This window comes from Paenibacillus silvestris (assembly GCF_009882985.1).
GTDB lineage: Bacteria > Bacillota > Bacilli > Paenibacillales > NBRC-103111 > Paenibacillus_E > Paenibacillus_E silvestris.
In genome coordinates, this window is record NZ_WTUZ01000021.1 from 325,931 (window position 1) to 340,030 (window position 14,100).

At 46.7% G+C, this 14,100-nt stretch carries 17 protein-coding genes; 16 read left to right on the top strand and 1 reads right to left on the bottom strand.

What is annotated here, in order from left to right; all coding sequences use genetic code 11:
• Positions 1 to 9 precede the first annotated feature (9 nt).
• The 4 genes from qcrB to GQF01_RS20220 all read left to right on the top strand — a co-directional run bounded on the left by qcrB (position 10) and on the right by GQF01_RS20220 (position 3,273).
• On the top strand, positions 10 to 681 hold the full coding sequence (gene qcrB / locus GQF01_RS20205; protein WP_127451419.1) for a menaquinol-cytochrome c reductase cytochrome b subunit: 672 nt from the start codon (positions 10 to 12) through the stop codon (positions 679 to 681).
• Between the two features lie 20 nt (positions 682 to 701).
• Entirely contained in the window at positions 702 to 1,592 is an 891-nt protein-coding gene (locus GQF01_RS20210) for a menaquinol-cytochrome c reductase cytochrome b/c subunit (RefSeq protein ID WP_161408511.1), read from the top strand.
• A 62-nt stretch (positions 1,593 to 1,654) separates the two neighbouring features.
• Positions 1,655 to 2,317, top strand: a complete 663-nt coding sequence (locus GQF01_RS20215) for a DUF1405 domain-containing protein (RefSeq protein ID WP_235960066.1) — start codon at positions 1,655 to 1,657, stop codon at positions 2,315 to 2,317.
• A gap of 65 nt (positions 2,318 to 2,382) precedes the next feature.
• Positions 2,383 to 3,273 (top strand): sporulation protein YpjB, encoded by an 891-nt coding sequence (locus GQF01_RS20220; protein ID WP_161408512.1) that lies wholly within the window; start codon positions 2,383 to 2,385, stop codon positions 3,271 to 3,273.
• Positions 3,274 to 3,606: 333 nt separating this feature from the next.
• On the opposite strand, the gene GQF01_RS20225 is transcribed toward GQF01_RS20220, so the two are convergent.
• Positions 3,607 to 4,479 carry a YitT family protein gene (locus GQF01_RS20225; protein WP_161408513.1) on the bottom strand — a complete coding sequence of 291 codons (873 nt, stop codon included), beginning with the start codon at positions 4,477 to 4,479 and terminating at the stop codon, positions 3,607 to 3,609.
• 114 nt (positions 4,480 to 4,593) lie between these two features.
• Here GQF01_RS20225 and GQF01_RS20230 point away from each other — a divergent pair, with 114 nt between their 5' ends.
• The 12 genes from GQF01_RS20230 to GQF01_RS20285 all read left to right on the top strand — a co-directional run bounded on the left by GQF01_RS20230 (position 4,594) and on the right by GQF01_RS20285 (position 14,072).
• Positions 4,594 to 4,932 carry a nucleotide pyrophosphohydrolase gene (locus GQF01_RS20230; protein WP_145655280.1) on the top strand — a complete coding sequence of 113 codons (339 nt, stop codon included), beginning with the start codon at positions 4,594 to 4,596 and terminating at the stop codon, positions 4,930 to 4,932.
• Between the two features lie 62 nt (positions 4,933 to 4,994).
• Positions 4,995 to 5,504, top strand: coding sequence for a tetratricopeptide repeat protein (locus GQF01_RS20235; protein ID WP_161408514.1), 510 nt, complete (start codon positions 4,995 to 4,997; stop codon positions 5,502 to 5,504).
• A gap of 26 nt (positions 5,505 to 5,530) precedes the next feature.
• On the top strand, positions 5,531 to 6,334 hold the full coding sequence (gene dapB, locus GQF01_RS20240) for a 4-hydroxy-tetrahydrodipicolinate reductase (protein ID WP_161408515.1): 804 nt from the start codon (positions 5,531 to 5,533) through the stop codon (positions 6,332 to 6,334).
• 27 nt (positions 6,335 to 6,361) lie between these two features.
• Entirely contained in the window at positions 6,362 to 6,781 is a 420-nt protein-coding gene (locus tag GQF01_RS20245; RefSeq protein WP_161408516.1) for a methylglyoxal synthase, read from the top strand.
• 1 nt (position 6,782) lies between these two features.
• Complete coding sequence (gene bshB1 / locus GQF01_RS20250) at positions 6,783 to 7,475, top strand: bacillithiol biosynthesis deacetylase BshB1 (RefSeq protein WP_161408564.1); 693 nt, start codon at positions 6,783 to 6,785, stop codon at positions 7,473 to 7,475.
• 19 nt (positions 7,476 to 7,494) lie between these two features.
• Positions 7,495 to 8,667, top strand: coding sequence for an N-acetyl-alpha-D-glucosaminyl L-malate synthase BshA (gene bshA, locus GQF01_RS20255; protein ID WP_161408517.1), 1,173 nt, complete (start codon positions 7,495 to 7,497; stop codon positions 8,665 to 8,667).
• A gap of 26 nt (positions 8,668 to 8,693) precedes the next feature.
• Complete coding sequence (locus GQF01_RS20260) at positions 8,694 to 9,980, top strand: CCA tRNA nucleotidyltransferase (RefSeq protein ID WP_161408518.1); 1,287 nt, start codon at positions 8,694 to 8,696, stop codon at positions 9,978 to 9,980.
• A 57-nt stretch (positions 9,981 to 10,037) separates the two neighbouring features.
• Positions 10,038 to 11,006 carry a biotin--[acetyl-CoA-carboxylase] ligase gene (locus GQF01_RS20265; protein WP_161408519.1) on the top strand — a complete coding sequence of 323 codons (969 nt, stop codon included), beginning with the start codon at positions 10,038 to 10,040 and terminating at the stop codon, positions 11,004 to 11,006.
• A gap of 258 nt (positions 11,007 to 11,264) precedes the next feature.
• Positions 11,265 to 12,119: a 3-methyl-2-oxobutanoate hydroxymethyltransferase gene (gene panB / locus GQF01_RS20270; protein WP_145655272.1), complete on the top strand. Its 855-nt coding sequence runs from the start codon at positions 11,265 to 11,267 to the stop codon at positions 12,117 to 12,119.
• Positions 12,120 to 12,146: 27 nt separating this feature from the next.
• The gene (gene panC, locus GQF01_RS20275) at positions 12,147 to 13,010 is read left to right on the top strand and encodes a pantoate--beta-alanine ligase (RefSeq protein ID WP_161408565.1); all 864 of its coding nucleotides are present in this window, start codon (positions 12,147 to 12,149) and stop codon (positions 13,008 to 13,010) included.
• 5 nt (positions 13,011 to 13,015) lie between these two features.
• Positions 13,016 to 13,399: an aspartate 1-decarboxylase gene (panD, locus tag GQF01_RS20280; RefSeq protein ID WP_161408520.1), complete on the top strand. Its 384-nt coding sequence runs from the start codon at positions 13,016 to 13,018 to the stop codon at positions 13,397 to 13,399.
• Between the two features lie 79 nt (positions 13,400 to 13,478).
• Positions 13,479 to 14,072, top strand: coding sequence for a tetratricopeptide repeat protein (locus GQF01_RS20285; RefSeq protein WP_161408521.1), 594 nt, complete (start codon positions 13,479 to 13,481; stop codon positions 14,070 to 14,072).
• The last annotated feature ends 28 nt before the right edge of the window (positions 14,073 to 14,100 follow it).

Here is a 14,100-nt window from a genome sequence, read left to right on the forward strand (position 1 = left end):
CACAGTCAGATGTTTAAAAACGTATACAACTGGATTGACGAACGTCTTGATATTACGCCTATGTGGAGGGATGTAGCAGATCATGAGGTTCCAGAACACGTAAACCCTGCTCATCATTTTTCCGCTTTCGTGTATTGCTTCGGCGGATTGACGTTTTTCATTACAGTCATTCAAATCCTTTCAGGTATGTTCTTAACGATGTATTACACACCTGATATCATCAATGCTTATGCAAGCGTTGACTACTTACAACATAAAGTAGCTTTCGGTGTTATCGTCAGAGGTATGCACCACTGGGGAGCTAGTTTAGTTATCGTAATGATGTTCTTACATACCCTGCGCGTGTTCTTCACAGGTTCTTACAAAGCACCACGTGAAATGAACTGGGTAGTAGGCATGCTCATTTTCTTCGTTATGTTAGGTCTAGGTTTTACGGGATACCTGCTTCCATGGGATAACAAAGCATACTTCGCTACACAAGTAGGTATGAAAATTGCAGCGTCCGTACCTTTAGCGGGTCCGTACATTGAAACGTTGCTGCAAGGCGGAAGCATCGTTGGTGCGCAAACACTAACTCGTTTCTTTGCCATTCACGTGTTCTTCCTGCCTGGCGTTCTGCTCGCTTTGCTTGCTGGACACTTCTTCATGATTCGCAAACAAGGTATTTCCGGACCGCTATAAATTAGGGAGGGGCGAATAGCGTGGCGCATGGTCATAAGTCAGACGAGAAAATCGTTTACGTAGGGGATTCCCGCGTAATTAAGAAAACAGAAGAACAAAGATTAATTCCTCGCGATTACTCTGCGTATCCGGGAAAATCGGAAGCCTTTATTCCAAACTTCTTGTTAAAAGAGTGGATGGTAGGGGTAGTTGTATTAGTCGGTATGTTAGTGTTGGTAATGTCCGATCCGGCACCGTTAGGTTATCCTGCGGATCCTAAAAATACAGCGTTTATTCCGATGCCTGACTGGTACTTCTTGTTCATGTATCAATTATTGAAATATCCGTATACATCTGGGGATTACGTAGTACTTGGAGCAGTTGTCGTGCCTGGTTTGCTGTTCGGTGGTTTGTTGCTGGCTCCTTTCTTGGATACAGGCAAAGAGCGCCGCTTCTACAGAAGACCAATCGCTTCTAGCTTGATGATTTTATGTCTAATCGCATGTACATACTTAACGTACACATCTTGGGATCACTACCAATTTGAGTTGAAAGAGAAAAACATCATTCCTGAGCACATTAAGCGTGAAGAAGAAATGCACGCTAACAAAGGCGCAGCTGCTGGCGGCGGTGCTGCTAAGGATACGAAGAAAGCTCCGGCTATCGTAGCTGCAGATGATCCGGGTGCTGAAATTTACAAAAAAGCAACGTGCTTGTCTTGTCATGGTGCAGGACTTAAAGGGATGCCGGCTTCAGGCGTACCAGCGCTGCTTGGCGTAGGTGACAAACATCCGCAAGATGAGATTATGAACATCGTCAAGAACGGTAAGGGTAACATGGGTAAACAATACCAAGCTAACATTGATAAAGGTTTAACAGATGCCGATATCACGAAACTTACTGAATGGTTGTCCAAACAAAAAGCCCAATAAAATAGGGAAACCTGGTCGCGAAAGCGGTCAGGTTTTTTTAAATCACTGGAGGAGGAGCTTCCTTGCATCAAGGCGTGTCCATTTCTTATTTTTGGAGTAAGGATTTCTTGTTAAGCAAAAAGATGCTGTGGCTGTTTTTCATTATGAATCTGTTGGGCACCGTGTATGGTTATGAGTGGTATTGGATTCAAATGATGGACACGATAGCTGATTACCCGTCATGGTATGTTATTTTTGTGCCCGATAGTCCGACAGCCAGTTTATTCTTCACTTTGTCGGCAGGTTACTTGATTATTGACCGCACATGGGGCAGACCATCTGGGAAAGTGTACCAATCCATTAGAGCCTTTGTGGAAGCCTTTGCTCTTATCACATCATTTAAATATGGCATTTGGGCAGTTACCATGATTTGGGCAGGCGCTTGGCAAGGAGTTCCTGTTGGCTGGGATGGCTGGATGCTTACATGCTCGCATTTGGCAATGGCAGTAGAAGCGCTATTATTTGTGAGATGGTTTACTTACCGGATTCCTGCCATCCTACTTGTTGCGTGCTGGACGATATGGAACGACTTCATGGATTATGAACGAGGGGTATTTCCTAGATTGCCAGAAGTGCTTGTAAACAACTACTATAGAACCATAGAAGGGTTTACAATCAGCTTGAGCGTTATAGGTATCTTGATCGCTTTCATCTGCTTGGGTTTACGCCAGAAGAAACAACGATAATCACATAACCGATGGTCTAATTTGGGACAAACCTCCATATGATGATGGTGAAGGAGGGATGTCCCATGTTTATATTTCCCGGGGGAATTAAACGACTGACGGTCACACTTTTACTGGCAGCAGTCGTAAGTATAAGCTCTGCATGCGCAGCTAGCACCAGTACGATTGGACAAGCCGCTAAACCAATAGATCCGGAACAGTTGAAGCGGGTTGAGTTTTTGAATCAAATTGCTGACGAGATGTACAAGCAAACGATGGACGGTCAAGTGCTGGAGGCACGAAATAAGCTGATGCAAATGTCAGATCAAATTCCGAAGATACAATTTGAAGGCATTACATCCGTAGAGGGGCTTAATGCGTTAACGGAAACGATTACGCAGGCCAAGAGAGTCTATAACGCCGCGAGCTACTCACCGGAAGAAGCACAAATGGCTGTAGCCAAAATAAGACTTGCAACGGATGCTCTTACCCATAAAAATCAACCCATGTGGCTGCAATATTATAAAGTACTGCAAAATGACACAGCTGCATTGACACAAGTTGTAAAAGCAGGCAAGCAGCAAGAGAGCATTGCAGGCTTCGGAAAGCTATCGCAGCATATTGCCATCATTCATCCTTCATTATTGATTAGCCGGGATGCTTCCTCTGTCGAGAAGCTTGATTCTGTCATCCTCTTTCTAAGAAAGAACATTAATAGTGAGCCTATGATAGGCCGTCAAGTAGAAACAGGGCTGGACCATTTGGGTCAAGTATTGGATGAATTGTTTTTGAAAAACAAAGATGCAATTGCTTTCGTTCCCATTACTGACCCTAAACATCCAATTATCTGGTCTGCAGGGATTGGACTTATCATCGTTAGTGTATTGTCGTTCGTGGGCTGGCGGATGTACCAATCCGGCCGACATATCGTTCCAATCAAAAATCCCCGGGTGCGGGAAAAGGAACTTGGAGATTAATAAGGCTGTCCCGAGAGTCATTATATGACCGAGGGACAGCCTTTTGTGCGCTTGGCAGCGCCTCATTAGATTAACTGGAAATGCTCCCGCTAAATAGTTGAATAACACAGCCAGAGGGGTGAATTAATGGAAGTTCTCCTGTTAATGTAGACAATTGAGCCTGGATATAGGGTTATGGAGCAAATTAACGGGATTTTTTCCAGTTATTAGGACTATCTAGCCCAGAATTTCTTGAAATAAATGGGGTTTTTCCCGCTACTCGATTCGGCTCTAGAAAAAGGCTTTCCCAAGGCAGGAGCGTCTCTTTTGTGAAGCTTTTGCGAAGGCCTCCTTTTATTGTGCTTTAAAGCCTTCGCCTATCACGTCATGGACTTCCCCGATGATGATAAAGGCGCGAGGATCGATGGATTGAATAAGCTCGCGAAGACGTCTTGTTTCATGACGATACACGACACAATACAATACTTCTTTATTGTTGCCGGAGTATGCGCCCCTAGCAGGAAACAGAGTCACTCCACGGTCTAATTCCTTTGTAATAGCTTCCGATAAAGGCACAGCTTCATCGCTTATAATTGTAAATGCCTTAGCTGCATGAGCGCCTTCAGATATGTAATCGATGAGCCTAGAAGTAACAAAGACTGCAACGAGTGAGTAGAGGACTTTTTCCTTCGGCAAATAGAGAAAGGATGTACCAATTACGATAACGTCAATAATTAAGATAACTTGTCCAACACTCCAGCCCCTTTTCTTATTCCCGATCCGAGCCAGGATGTCTGATCCGCCCGTGGTGCCCCCGAAGCGGAAGACAAGACCAAGTCCGGTACCTAGTGTGATTCCGGCATAAAGTGTAGCTAGAAAGTAATCCTGTGTGGTATGAAAGGGGATAAGCCAGTTATTATGTATGAGTTGTTCCATGACCCAAAGAAAAAATGACAAGGAAACTACCCCGTAAATTGTGTACAACATGGGGCCTTTCCCGAAAACACGCCATCCGAGATAAAACAAGGGGATATTACATACCAAAGTAGATACGGATGGAGGAACGTTAAGCACATACTTCAGAAGCAAAGCTACACCCGTAACACCGCCTTCCATGAGCTCATTAGAAATCACAAAATAATGTAAACCAAACGCATAGATTGCGGTGCCAATCGTTATGGCAAGTACATTTGTAAATTGATCAGCCAATCGTTCCTTAAAAATCATTTCATTTCCTCCAAACCTCATGGTTCGCATCTGTCAAAAAAATTTGTCAACTTTTCTTGTTTAGTTTAACATAGTAATGATATCTTGGTGAAGAAGAAGGAAAGAAGGGTGAACATGTCGGAACGCACGCTGAAAGATATACAGAAAGAAGTCGATACTTATATTTCCCAGTTCAAGGAAGGATATTTCAGTCCTTTGGCTATGCTCGCTAGAATGTCCGAAGAAGTGGGAGAACTAGCTCGTGAAGTGAACCATTCCTATGGTGAAAAACCGAAAAAAAGCACGGAAGCGGACAACTCCATCGAGTTAGAACTTGGCGATATCATGTTTATAACGATCTGTTTCGCGAACTCACTAGGGATTGATCTGACGGAAGCGCATGATAAAATCATGCATAAGTTCAATACGAGAGATGCGGGTAGATGGACTAAAATTAACACCGAAATTACATAAGCTTCATAAACTATACCATCCCCTCTGAAGGGAGACTCTCTTTCGATAAGGAGGATGGGCAGATGAATGGAGAAGATCAAATACAGAAAGCGTACGAATCTATACTTTCACAAGACTTCGAAAAAGCCATCGAATGGTTTGAAAAAGCGATAACCGCAGAACCGAACAATGCTGCCTATCACTACAAACTATCGATAACCTATGCAAGAAGCAACAAGCTGAGTAATGCCATTGAACACGCTTCAAAAGCTACCCAGTTGGAACAAGATAATCAAGTGTACCGGTATCATTTGCAAGTGCTGCATGCCAGAGAATTGGTCGGAAAAGCTCGCAAGCAGCTAAGCACGCAATCCGAGCATGCCGAAAGAGCGATATTCTTGTTGAAGGAAGCGATTGTGCTCGATCCTCTTGCAATAGAAGCCTACCTGATACTTGGGGAAGCTTTTGCTTTTCGTAAAGACTACGGGAGAGCCTATCAAACGGTGATGGAAGCCGTTCGACTAGAGCCAAATCACGAATTAGCCAAGCAGCAGGCTGCTCGCTACCAGCAAAAGATGAAAAATAGAGTCTGAAACATACACAAAGGAGAAACATCGTCATGGATCGTAAAATTCGAGTAGCCGTCATTGGGGCAAGTGGAAGAATGGGGAGAGAGGTTGTAAAGACCGTACTCACGGAGTCCGATATGGAATTAGTGGCGGGCATAAGCCGCTCCTCTGGCCCAATTGATCTTGGAAAAATGGTAGGATTAGAAGAATGCGGCGTCAAAATGAGCAATGATTTGGAACTTGCGCTAACCGAATCCAAACCAGATGTAGTAGTGGATTTTACTGGACCGCAAACGGCATTTTCGCATACAAGTTTAGCGATTCGGTTAGGCATTCGTCCCGTGATGGGGACTACTGGTTTCACACCGCAGGATATTGCTGAGTTGGACAAGCAGTGTCAGGACAAAGGTATCGGCGGAATTATCGCACCTAATTTCTCCATTGGAGCCATTCTAATGATGAGATTTGCAGCGCAAGCTTCTAAATACTTCCCGCATTTGGAAATTATCGAGTATCATGGTGATCAAAAGCTCGATGCGCCTTCAGGAACTTCCGTGAAAACGGCTGAACTTATTTCTGAAGTTAGAGAAGAGATGAGGCAAGGCAATCCGAAAGAAGAAGAAACGATTGAAGGTTCGCGCGGCGGGTATTACAATGGGTTTAGAATACATAGCGTACGTCTGCCAGGTATTTTTGCTCAACAGGAAGTCATTATGGCTGAACAAGGGCAGGCGCTTAAGATAAGACATGACTCTTATGACCGTGCTGCCTATATGCCTGGCGTAGCGATTGCTGTTCGTAAAGTAATGACATATAGCGGTATGATTTATGGATTCGAGCATTTTATAGATTAAGTAAGTCCTAGGGGAGTGGAAGTCAGAATGTTAAATATTGCGCTAATTGCTCACGACCGCAAAAAAGATGAGATGGTCAATTTCGTTACAGCCTATGAGCATGTCTTTGCAGATCACAAATTATATGGAACAGGTACGACGGGCCAGAGAATTATGGAGAATACGAAGCTCGATGTCCATCGCTTTATGTCGGGTCCACTTGGCGGAGACCAGCAAATTGGTGCTTTGGTCGCCCAAAATGAAATGGACTTGATTATCTTCTTGCGCGATCCATTAATGGCGCAGCCACATGAGCCTGACATCATTGCTCTATTGCGCTTATGCGATGTTCAAGGAATCCCATGCGCGACCAATATTGCGACGGCGGAAATCCTCGTTAAAGCGCTGGATCGCGGAGATTTTGCATGGAGAGAACTCGTACATAAATATAAACCGGGACTTGAATAAGATGAGCGAACAATTAGATATTCTTATTTTTGGTGCACATGCCGACGATGCTGAGATTGGGATGGCTGGAACGATTGCAAAGCATACCGCGATGGGCTATCGGGTGGGTATTTGCGATCTAACCTACGCAGAGATGTCTTCCAATGGGACGGTTGAAACGAGGAAAGAAGAAGCAGAGCAAGCGGCACAATTATTAGGATTGACCGTGCGAACGAATCTGGGGTTGCCAGATCGGGGCTTGTTCGTGACTCCCAGTCATATTGAACGAATTACAGCAGAAATCCGAAAATATAAACCTAGAATCGTTTTTGCTCCTTACTGGCAAGATCGACATCCCGATCATATTGCCTGCTCGGCATTAATTCAAGAAGCTGTCTTTAATGCCAAACTGCGCAAATATTTGCCGGAGTCTGATCCCGTGAACGTGGAGAACATGTATTTTTATTTTATAAATGATGTGTACGAAGCTGATTTCATAGTCAATGTAACAGATTATTACGAGACCAAAAAGGCGGCACTGAGCGCATATCGTTCGCAGTTCATAACAGGGCAAGGCAGCGTAGCGACACCGCTTAATCAAGGTTATATAGAACGTGTAGTGGCTCGTGACCATTTATTGGGACAAAAGCGTATGCTTCCATATGCAGAAGGTTTCGTCTCTAAGCTGCCAATGGTGGTAGATCGATTCGATTGATCTGGAAAAGAGGTGCAAAATGAACGATAAACTTAAAATTGGAATTACGTGTTATCCAACGTTAGGCGGTTCAGGCGTTGTTGCAACAGAGCTCGGCAAGCTGCTTGCCGAAAAAGGGCATGAGGTGCATTTTATTACGCATAGCATGCCGTTTCGCCTGGGTAAATTTCATAAAAACATTTTTTATCATGAAGTGGAAGTCAGTCAGTATTATGTATTCCGTTACCCTCCGTATGATCTATCTCTTGCAAGCAAACTTGCACAAGTTGCGAAGATGGAAGAGCTTGATCTGCTTCATGTTCACTACGCGATTCCACATGCCGTGTGTGCACTGCTGGCCAAACAGATGGTTGGAAGCAAGCTGAAGGTCGTTACTACCCTTCACGGAACGGATATTACGGTACTTGGTCAAGATCAATCCATTTCAGATTTAATTCGATATGCAATTAATGAGAGCGATGCAGTTACGGCAGTGTCGAAGGATTTAATTAAGGAAACTAGGGAATTACTGGATATTGACCGCGATATCGATTTAACCTATAACTTTGTTGATAAAAGGGTGTATTACCCCAGAGATGTCACGAAGCTTCGTGGGGAATTTGCAAGGCCGGAAGAAAAGATTCTTATTCATATTTCCAATTTTAGACCGGTCAAGCGCGTTCAGGATGTCATTGATATCTTTGCGAATGTAAGCAAGAGGATTCCTTCAAGGCTCTTATTTGTCGGCGAAGGTCCTGATTTGTCCAAAATGATTGCCAAGGTAAAAGAGCTAGGTCTTACCGATAAAGTCACGTTCTGTGGCAAGCAGGACGACGTATCACAGGTGATTTCTCTTGCTGATGTCATGCTCCTGCCTTCGGAGAAAGAAAGCTTCGGATTGGTCGCTCTGGAGGCGATGGCCTGTGGTGTGCCTACCATTGGGTCAAATGCAGGAGGAATTCCAGAGTTGATTACGCATGGGGAAACCGGTTACCTTGCCGATGTGGGCGATACAGAAACAATGGCAGACCATGTAGTGAACCTGCTAAGCAATCAAGTACTGTATGAGCAAGTGGTGCAAAATTGTTTGGACCGTGCCAGATACACGTTTTGTAATGATATCACCACGCAGCAATATGAAGAAATTTATTATCGCGTATTGGGAAGAGAACTACCGGAATCACATCGGATTACAGCCTCATCCTGTCAATAAGAGGATGTACGCTGGATAGGAGTAACATGTTGGATGTTCGAAAAATAGGGGAGGAAGATCGAGGCGCTTCGTACGTTCTGACTAAGCTTACGGAGGCAGGCTATGAAGCTTACCTCGTAGGTGGCTGCGTACGGGATGCTGTACTCGATCGGCCGATTAAAGATATCGATATCGCGACGTCAGCTTTGCCGGAGCAGGTGATTGCCTGCTTCCCGCGGACGGCGCCGACAGGACTTCAACACGGAACGGTTACAGTCATCCTGCAACAGGGGACGTATGAAGTGACGACGTTTCGCCAAGAGGCGGAGTATGAAGGTTTTCGCCGCCCGGCTTCAGTCGCGTATATCTCCGACTTGACGGAGGATCTGAAGCGGCGTGATTTTACCATGAACGCGATGGCGATGGACCGCGAAGGCGAAGTGATCGATCCGTTTGATGGGCAAACGGATCTCGCATTAGGCGTGCTCCGCTGCGTAGGCAAAGCGGAGGAACGCTTCGGCGAAGATGCGCTGCGCATGCTTCGCTGCATTCGTTTTGCCTCGACCTACAATCTGCAGGTCGAGGAGAGCACGTGGCAGGCGCTGCTGGTGCAAGCACCGCTGCTGCGCCACATCGCCATGGAGCGCGTGCGCAGCGAGCTCCAGCGTATGATTGACGGCCCCGCCCCTGCGCGGGCCGTCAGGCTGCTCCTGGCGAGCCGCCTGACGGCGCACCTCAAAAAGCAGCTTCCGCTGCCTTTTGAGCGCTGGCTCGCCTGGGATGACGCGCTGGACGCTGTCAGCGCGCTGGAGGAGCAGCATGACCGCTGGTCCATGCTGCTGATGCTCCTGGAGGTGCCGGCGGACGTGGTCCGCACGGCGCTCCAGGAGCTGACCTTCTCCCGCGCCGATGGCGACGCGGTAGGGGCTATATTGGCCCTGCGCGAAGCAGTGGCCGCCTCACCATCAGACCCTGCTCCGCTGGAGCGGGTCTGGAAGCTTGGCGCGGTGCGCAGCGGCGCAGCCGCCGCTCGCGCGCTGCTGCGGCTGCTGCGTGTGCTGCAGCCGAGTCATGGTCAGCGCGGCAAGCTCGCGCTGTTTCTTGAAGCTACCGCGCCGGAGCTGGTGCGCCGCGGGGAGGTTTGGCTGAGCGAGGTACCTTGCTTCAGCCTGAAGGACCTCGCCATATCCGGCAAGGATCTGGCGTCAGAGCTGGCCATGCAGCCGGGCCCATGGATGGGCAAGCTGCTGCAGGAACTGCTGGAAAGAACCGCGCTCGGCGAATTGCCGAACGAGCGAGAGTCGCTTTTACAAGCCGCGCGTGCTGCGAAGTAGCAGCGCGCGTGGTTTTTTTACTTATGTTTTTCAACTAGTTAATTTGGAGTGAACAGAATGAATGAGCGGATATTAGAGCTATTTCAAGAATCGCCGGAAACTTACGTGTCAGGTGAGGAAATCAGCCGTAGATTAAACGTAAGTCGCACAGCGATTTGGAAGCATATCGAAGAGCTGCGGGCGGCTGGGTATGAATTTGAGGCAGCCCCGCGCAAAGGTTATCGGCTGGTAAGCAAGCCGGATAAATGGCAGGTCGCTGAGCTGCTGCAGGGATTGAAGACGAAAGTGCTCGGACAAAAGGTGCATGTGTATGGAGAAGTAAGCTCCACCCAGACGATTGCTCACGCACTGGTTGCGTCAGGGGCTTCTGAGGGCACGCTGGTGCTTGCTGAAGCACAAACAGCTGGGCGCGGCCGAATGGGGCGTGCGTGGCATTCTCCATCGGGTAAAGGGATTTGGATGAGTCTGGTGCTCACACCCAAGGTACCTGTTTACTTTATGCCACAGCTGACACTGCTGAGCGCAGTCGCGCTTTGTCGCTCCATCCAGAAAGTGTGCCGTGTTGACATCGGGATCAAATGGCCGAATGATTTGCTGATTAAAGGGAAGAAAGTCAGCGGGATTTTGCTGGAGAGCAGCGGCGAGGATGAAAGATTGAAGTATGTCATTGCCGGGATTGGCATATCCGTGAATTTGAAAGTTGAAGACTATCCGGAGGAGCTCCGTTCTATTGCAACTTCTTTGGCGATTGAATCTGGTACGGATATCAAAAGAGAAACATTAGTACAAGCCTTTCTTTTAGAATTCGAAGAGCTGTATGCTTTGTACTTGGAAGAGGGGTTCTCCCCAATCCGATTGCTTTGGGAAGCCCTGAGTGTCACTCTCAAGCGTCCTATCCGAACCTATACACCTAATGGCGTAGTGGAGGGTATTGCGGACTCCTTGGATGACTCAGGCGCGTTAACGGTGATTAAAGGGGACGGAGAGAAAATCAAAGTCTATTCTGGCGATATTGAACTGCGTTAGCAAAAGTTGAGGTATCAATTGGAAGCTACATTTGGTATAATTGAGAAGCGAGGCGGTATCCTTAAAGGAACTGCACTTGCTGCTATACAAGCGTAGTTACATGGTTAACTCAGTCAAATAATGAGTAAACAAGATGTTAGATTCTGCTCTGAGCCTACGGGACCGAGACAGAAGAATCATTGGATTCTTTCTGAACGCGATCCTTTTAGCTCTTAGCTAAAAGGTTTTTTTATTTTATATGAGGAAGCTGGGATATGAATGGAAAAGCGGAAGCCGCTAACAACAGCTAGAATGAGAAAAATGAAGCAAGACGGGGTACCTATTACGATGGTAACAGCTTATGATTACCCGTCAGCTCGTTTGTCCGAAGAAGCCGGTATTGATGTGATCCTCGTTGGAGATTCACTTGGAAATGTCGTACTGGGGTATGATTCGACTTTGCCAGTGACGCTCGATGACATGGTCTATCATACACGTGCCGCGGTACGCGGAGCTTCGAACACGTTTATCGTAGCGGATATGCCATTCTTCACGTACCATGGAAGCTTGGACACGACATTAAAAGGCGTCGCCCGCCTAATGCAAGAGGGTGGAGCGAAGGCTGTGAAACTCGAAGGAGGAGCTGAGATTGCCGCAACGGTCAAAGCGATCACAGAAGCTGGTGTTCCTGTCATCGGGCATCTTGGGCTGACTCCGCAATCGGTTCATCAGCTCGGCGGTTTCCGCGTGCAAGGCCGGAGTTCAGAGCAAGCAGAGAAGCTGCTCAGCGATGCCAAAGCTATTGAGGAAGCGGGTGCTTTCGCGATTGTGCTGGAGCTGGTTACGGATGAATTGGCTGAATGGATTACCAAGCAGCTATCCATCCCGACAATTGGCATTGGATCAGGGGTTCACTGCGATGGGCAGGTACTTGTCTATCATGATCTATTACAGTATGGTTCTGACAGCGCGCCCAGAAAGTTTGTAAAAGCTTACGCGAATATCGGGGAAACTATTCGTGAAGGCATTCGTGAATATGTAAAAGAAGTGAAAGAGCGCACATTCCCCGCACAGGAAAACACGTTTCATATGGATAACGATGTAGTTCAATATTTGTACGGCGATAAGGAGTAGTGAGCGGCCATGAAAGCGATCCAGACCATGGAAGTGATTCATTCGATAGCCGATCTGCGTTCTCGTATCAGCGAATACCGACGTAAGAATGATGGATCTGTAGGTTTTGTACCTACAATGGGTTATCTGCACGAAGGACACGCGAGCTTGCTGCGTAAAGCACGTTCGCAGAGCGGGCTTGTGGTACTGAGTATTTTTGTTAATCCGCTGCAGTTTGGTCCTGGAGAGGATTTTGAGCGCTATCCGCGCAACACGGAGCGAGATCTTGAGGTTGCAGAAGCAGCCGGCGCCGATCTGGTTTTCATGCCCACGGTGAGTGAAATGTATCCGACTCCGACACGTACGACTGTTGCTGTGTCAGGCCTAACATCGAGGCTCTGCGGAGCGTCCAGACCAGGACATTTTGACGGCGTAGCAACAGTGGTTAGTAAGTTGTTCCACATCGTGCAGCCAGATCAGGCGTTTTTTGGACTGAAAGATGCCCAGCAGGTTGCCGTGATTCAGCAGATGGTGCAGGATTTAAATTTACCTGTCGAAATCGTCCCCTGCCCAACACTGCGCGAAAAAGATGGCCTCGCCATGAGTTCACGCAATGTTTATCTATCGGACGAAGAGCGGAAGCAAGCGTTAGTTCTTTCGCAGGCTTTGGATAAAGCGAAGGAATTCGTCCAATCTCGACCTAATTTCCACGCTGCAGAACTAGAAAACTTGGTTACCAGCCATATAGCGTCAGCACCATTAGCCGTTATTGATTATGTGGAAGTACTTGCATTTCCAAGCTTAGAACCATTTGAAAATAGCACTCATACCGATTCAATCATTCTTGCACTTGCTGTTAAATTCGGCAAAACACGTTTAATCGATAATGTCATTTTACAATTAAGGAAGTGAAGTTTATGTTTCGCACGATGATGAAAGCCAAAATACACCGCGCTACCGTAACAGAAGCGAATTTGAACTATATTGGAAGCATTACAATTGATGAGGATTTGCTTGATCTTGTTGATATGCTGCCTAATGAGAAAGTGCAAATTGTTAATAACAATAACGGCGCACGCCTTGAAACGTACATTATTGCAGGCCCACGCGGGACTGGAGTCGTCTGTTTGAACGGTGCCGCGGCACGTTTGGTTCAGGAAGGTGATACGGTCATTATTATGACGTATGCCACGATGACCGACGAAGAAGCCAGGAAGCATCAGCCGACGGTTGCTATCATGGGAGAAAATAATAAAGTTGCCCAATTGTTAAAAGCAGAGGAGCATTCCACCATCCTTTAAGATGGTCCTTTCCATGCATGAAATCGGCTCTGTTTACAAAGAATGAGGGTAAGCTTTCGAAGCAAAGGTGGGATGCCAAATGTTTAAGCATTTATTTTCCACAATGAACGAGGTTTTGGAAGAAATCCAAAAAGAATATCCGAATAGTGATGTGGAGAAAAGAGCGGAGCTTGACGAACAATTGCAAGTGTTGAAAACAATGAGCGATGAGTTCATTGAGGCGTGGCTGCTTTTTGAGGAGAAGCTGGGAAAGTTTTATGGGGCCGTGCCGATCAGTACCCAAACCCTTCATAAAGAACTGATGGATCTTGATCTGTCAGGGAAACAAACGGATGAGTTTGTACGCGGGCAAGGGTACTACAAGCTTTACATGTATGATCAAGCGATCAAGGAATTTGAAGTCTTGATTCGCAGGCAGCCTGATTTCTTGTTGGCAAGGGTCTATTTGGCGATGGGGCATCTGCGCAAAGGGGAGTTTGGGGATGCGTATAGGCACTTCAAATTCCTGCTGCCGCTAACGGATAACTCCAAGATGAAGGCAATTTCCTACAACGCCATGGGAGTCATTCAGGTGCAGAATCAGAATATAGAAAAAGCTTTCGAGTATTTTCAAAAAGCGTACCATACGGATCCATCATGTATGGAGCCTCTCATCAATCTGGACGAGTCCTAAAACCAATATGGCGATCAGGTATTCCCTT

Coding starts and splice junctions, on each gene's coding strand:
- panB (WP_145655272.1), top strand. CDS start 11,265: ATGGAAAAGCGGAAGCCGCTAACAACAGCTAGAATGAGAAAAATGAAG.
- panD (WP_161408520.1), top strand. CDS start 13,016: ATGTTTCGCACGATGATGAAAGCCAAAATACACCGCGCTACCGTAACA.
- dapB (WP_161408515.1), top strand. CDS start 5,531: ATGGATCGTAAAATTCGAGTAGCCGTCATTGGGGCAAGTGGAAGAATG.
- GQF01_RS20220 (WP_161408512.1), top strand. CDS start 2,383: ATGTTTATATTTCCCGGGGGAATTAAACGACTGACGGTCACACTTTTA.
- qcrB (WP_127451419.1), top strand. CDS start 10: ATGTTTAAAAACGTATACAACTGGATTGACGAACGTCTTGATATTACG.
- GQF01_RS20235 (WP_161408514.1), top strand. CDS start 4,995: ATGAATGGAGAAGATCAAATACAGAAAGCGTACGAATCTATACTTTCA.
- bshA (WP_161408517.1), top strand. CDS start 7,495: ATGAACGATAAACTTAAAATTGGAATTACGTGTTATCCAACGTTAGGC.
- GQF01_RS20225 (WP_161408513.1), bottom strand. CDS start 4,479: ATGATTTTTAAGGAACGATTGGCTGATCAATTTACAAATGTACTTGCC.
- GQF01_RS20285 (WP_161408521.1), top strand. CDS start 13,479: ATGTTTAAGCATTTATTTTCCACAATGAACGAGGTTTTGGAAGAAATC.
- GQF01_RS20265 (WP_161408519.1), top strand. CDS start 10,038: ATGAATGAGCGGATATTAGAGCTATTTCAAGAATCGCCGGAAACTTAC.
- GQF01_RS20260 (WP_161408518.1), top strand. CDS start 8,694: ATGTTGGATGTTCGAAAAATAGGGGAGGAAGATCGAGGCGCTTCGTAC.
- bshB1 (WP_161408564.1), top strand. CDS start 6,783: ATGAGCGAACAATTAGATATTCTTATTTTTGGTGCACATGCCGACGAT.
- GQF01_RS20230 (WP_145655280.1), top strand. CDS start 4,594: ATGTCGGAACGCACGCTGAAAGATATACAGAAAGAAGTCGATACTTAT.
- GQF01_RS20245 (WP_161408516.1), top strand. CDS start 6,362: ATGTTAAATATTGCGCTAATTGCTCACGACCGCAAAAAAGATGAGATG.
- panC (WP_161408565.1), top strand. CDS start 12,147: ATGGAAGTGATTCATTCGATAGCCGATCTGCGTTCTCGTATCAGCGAA.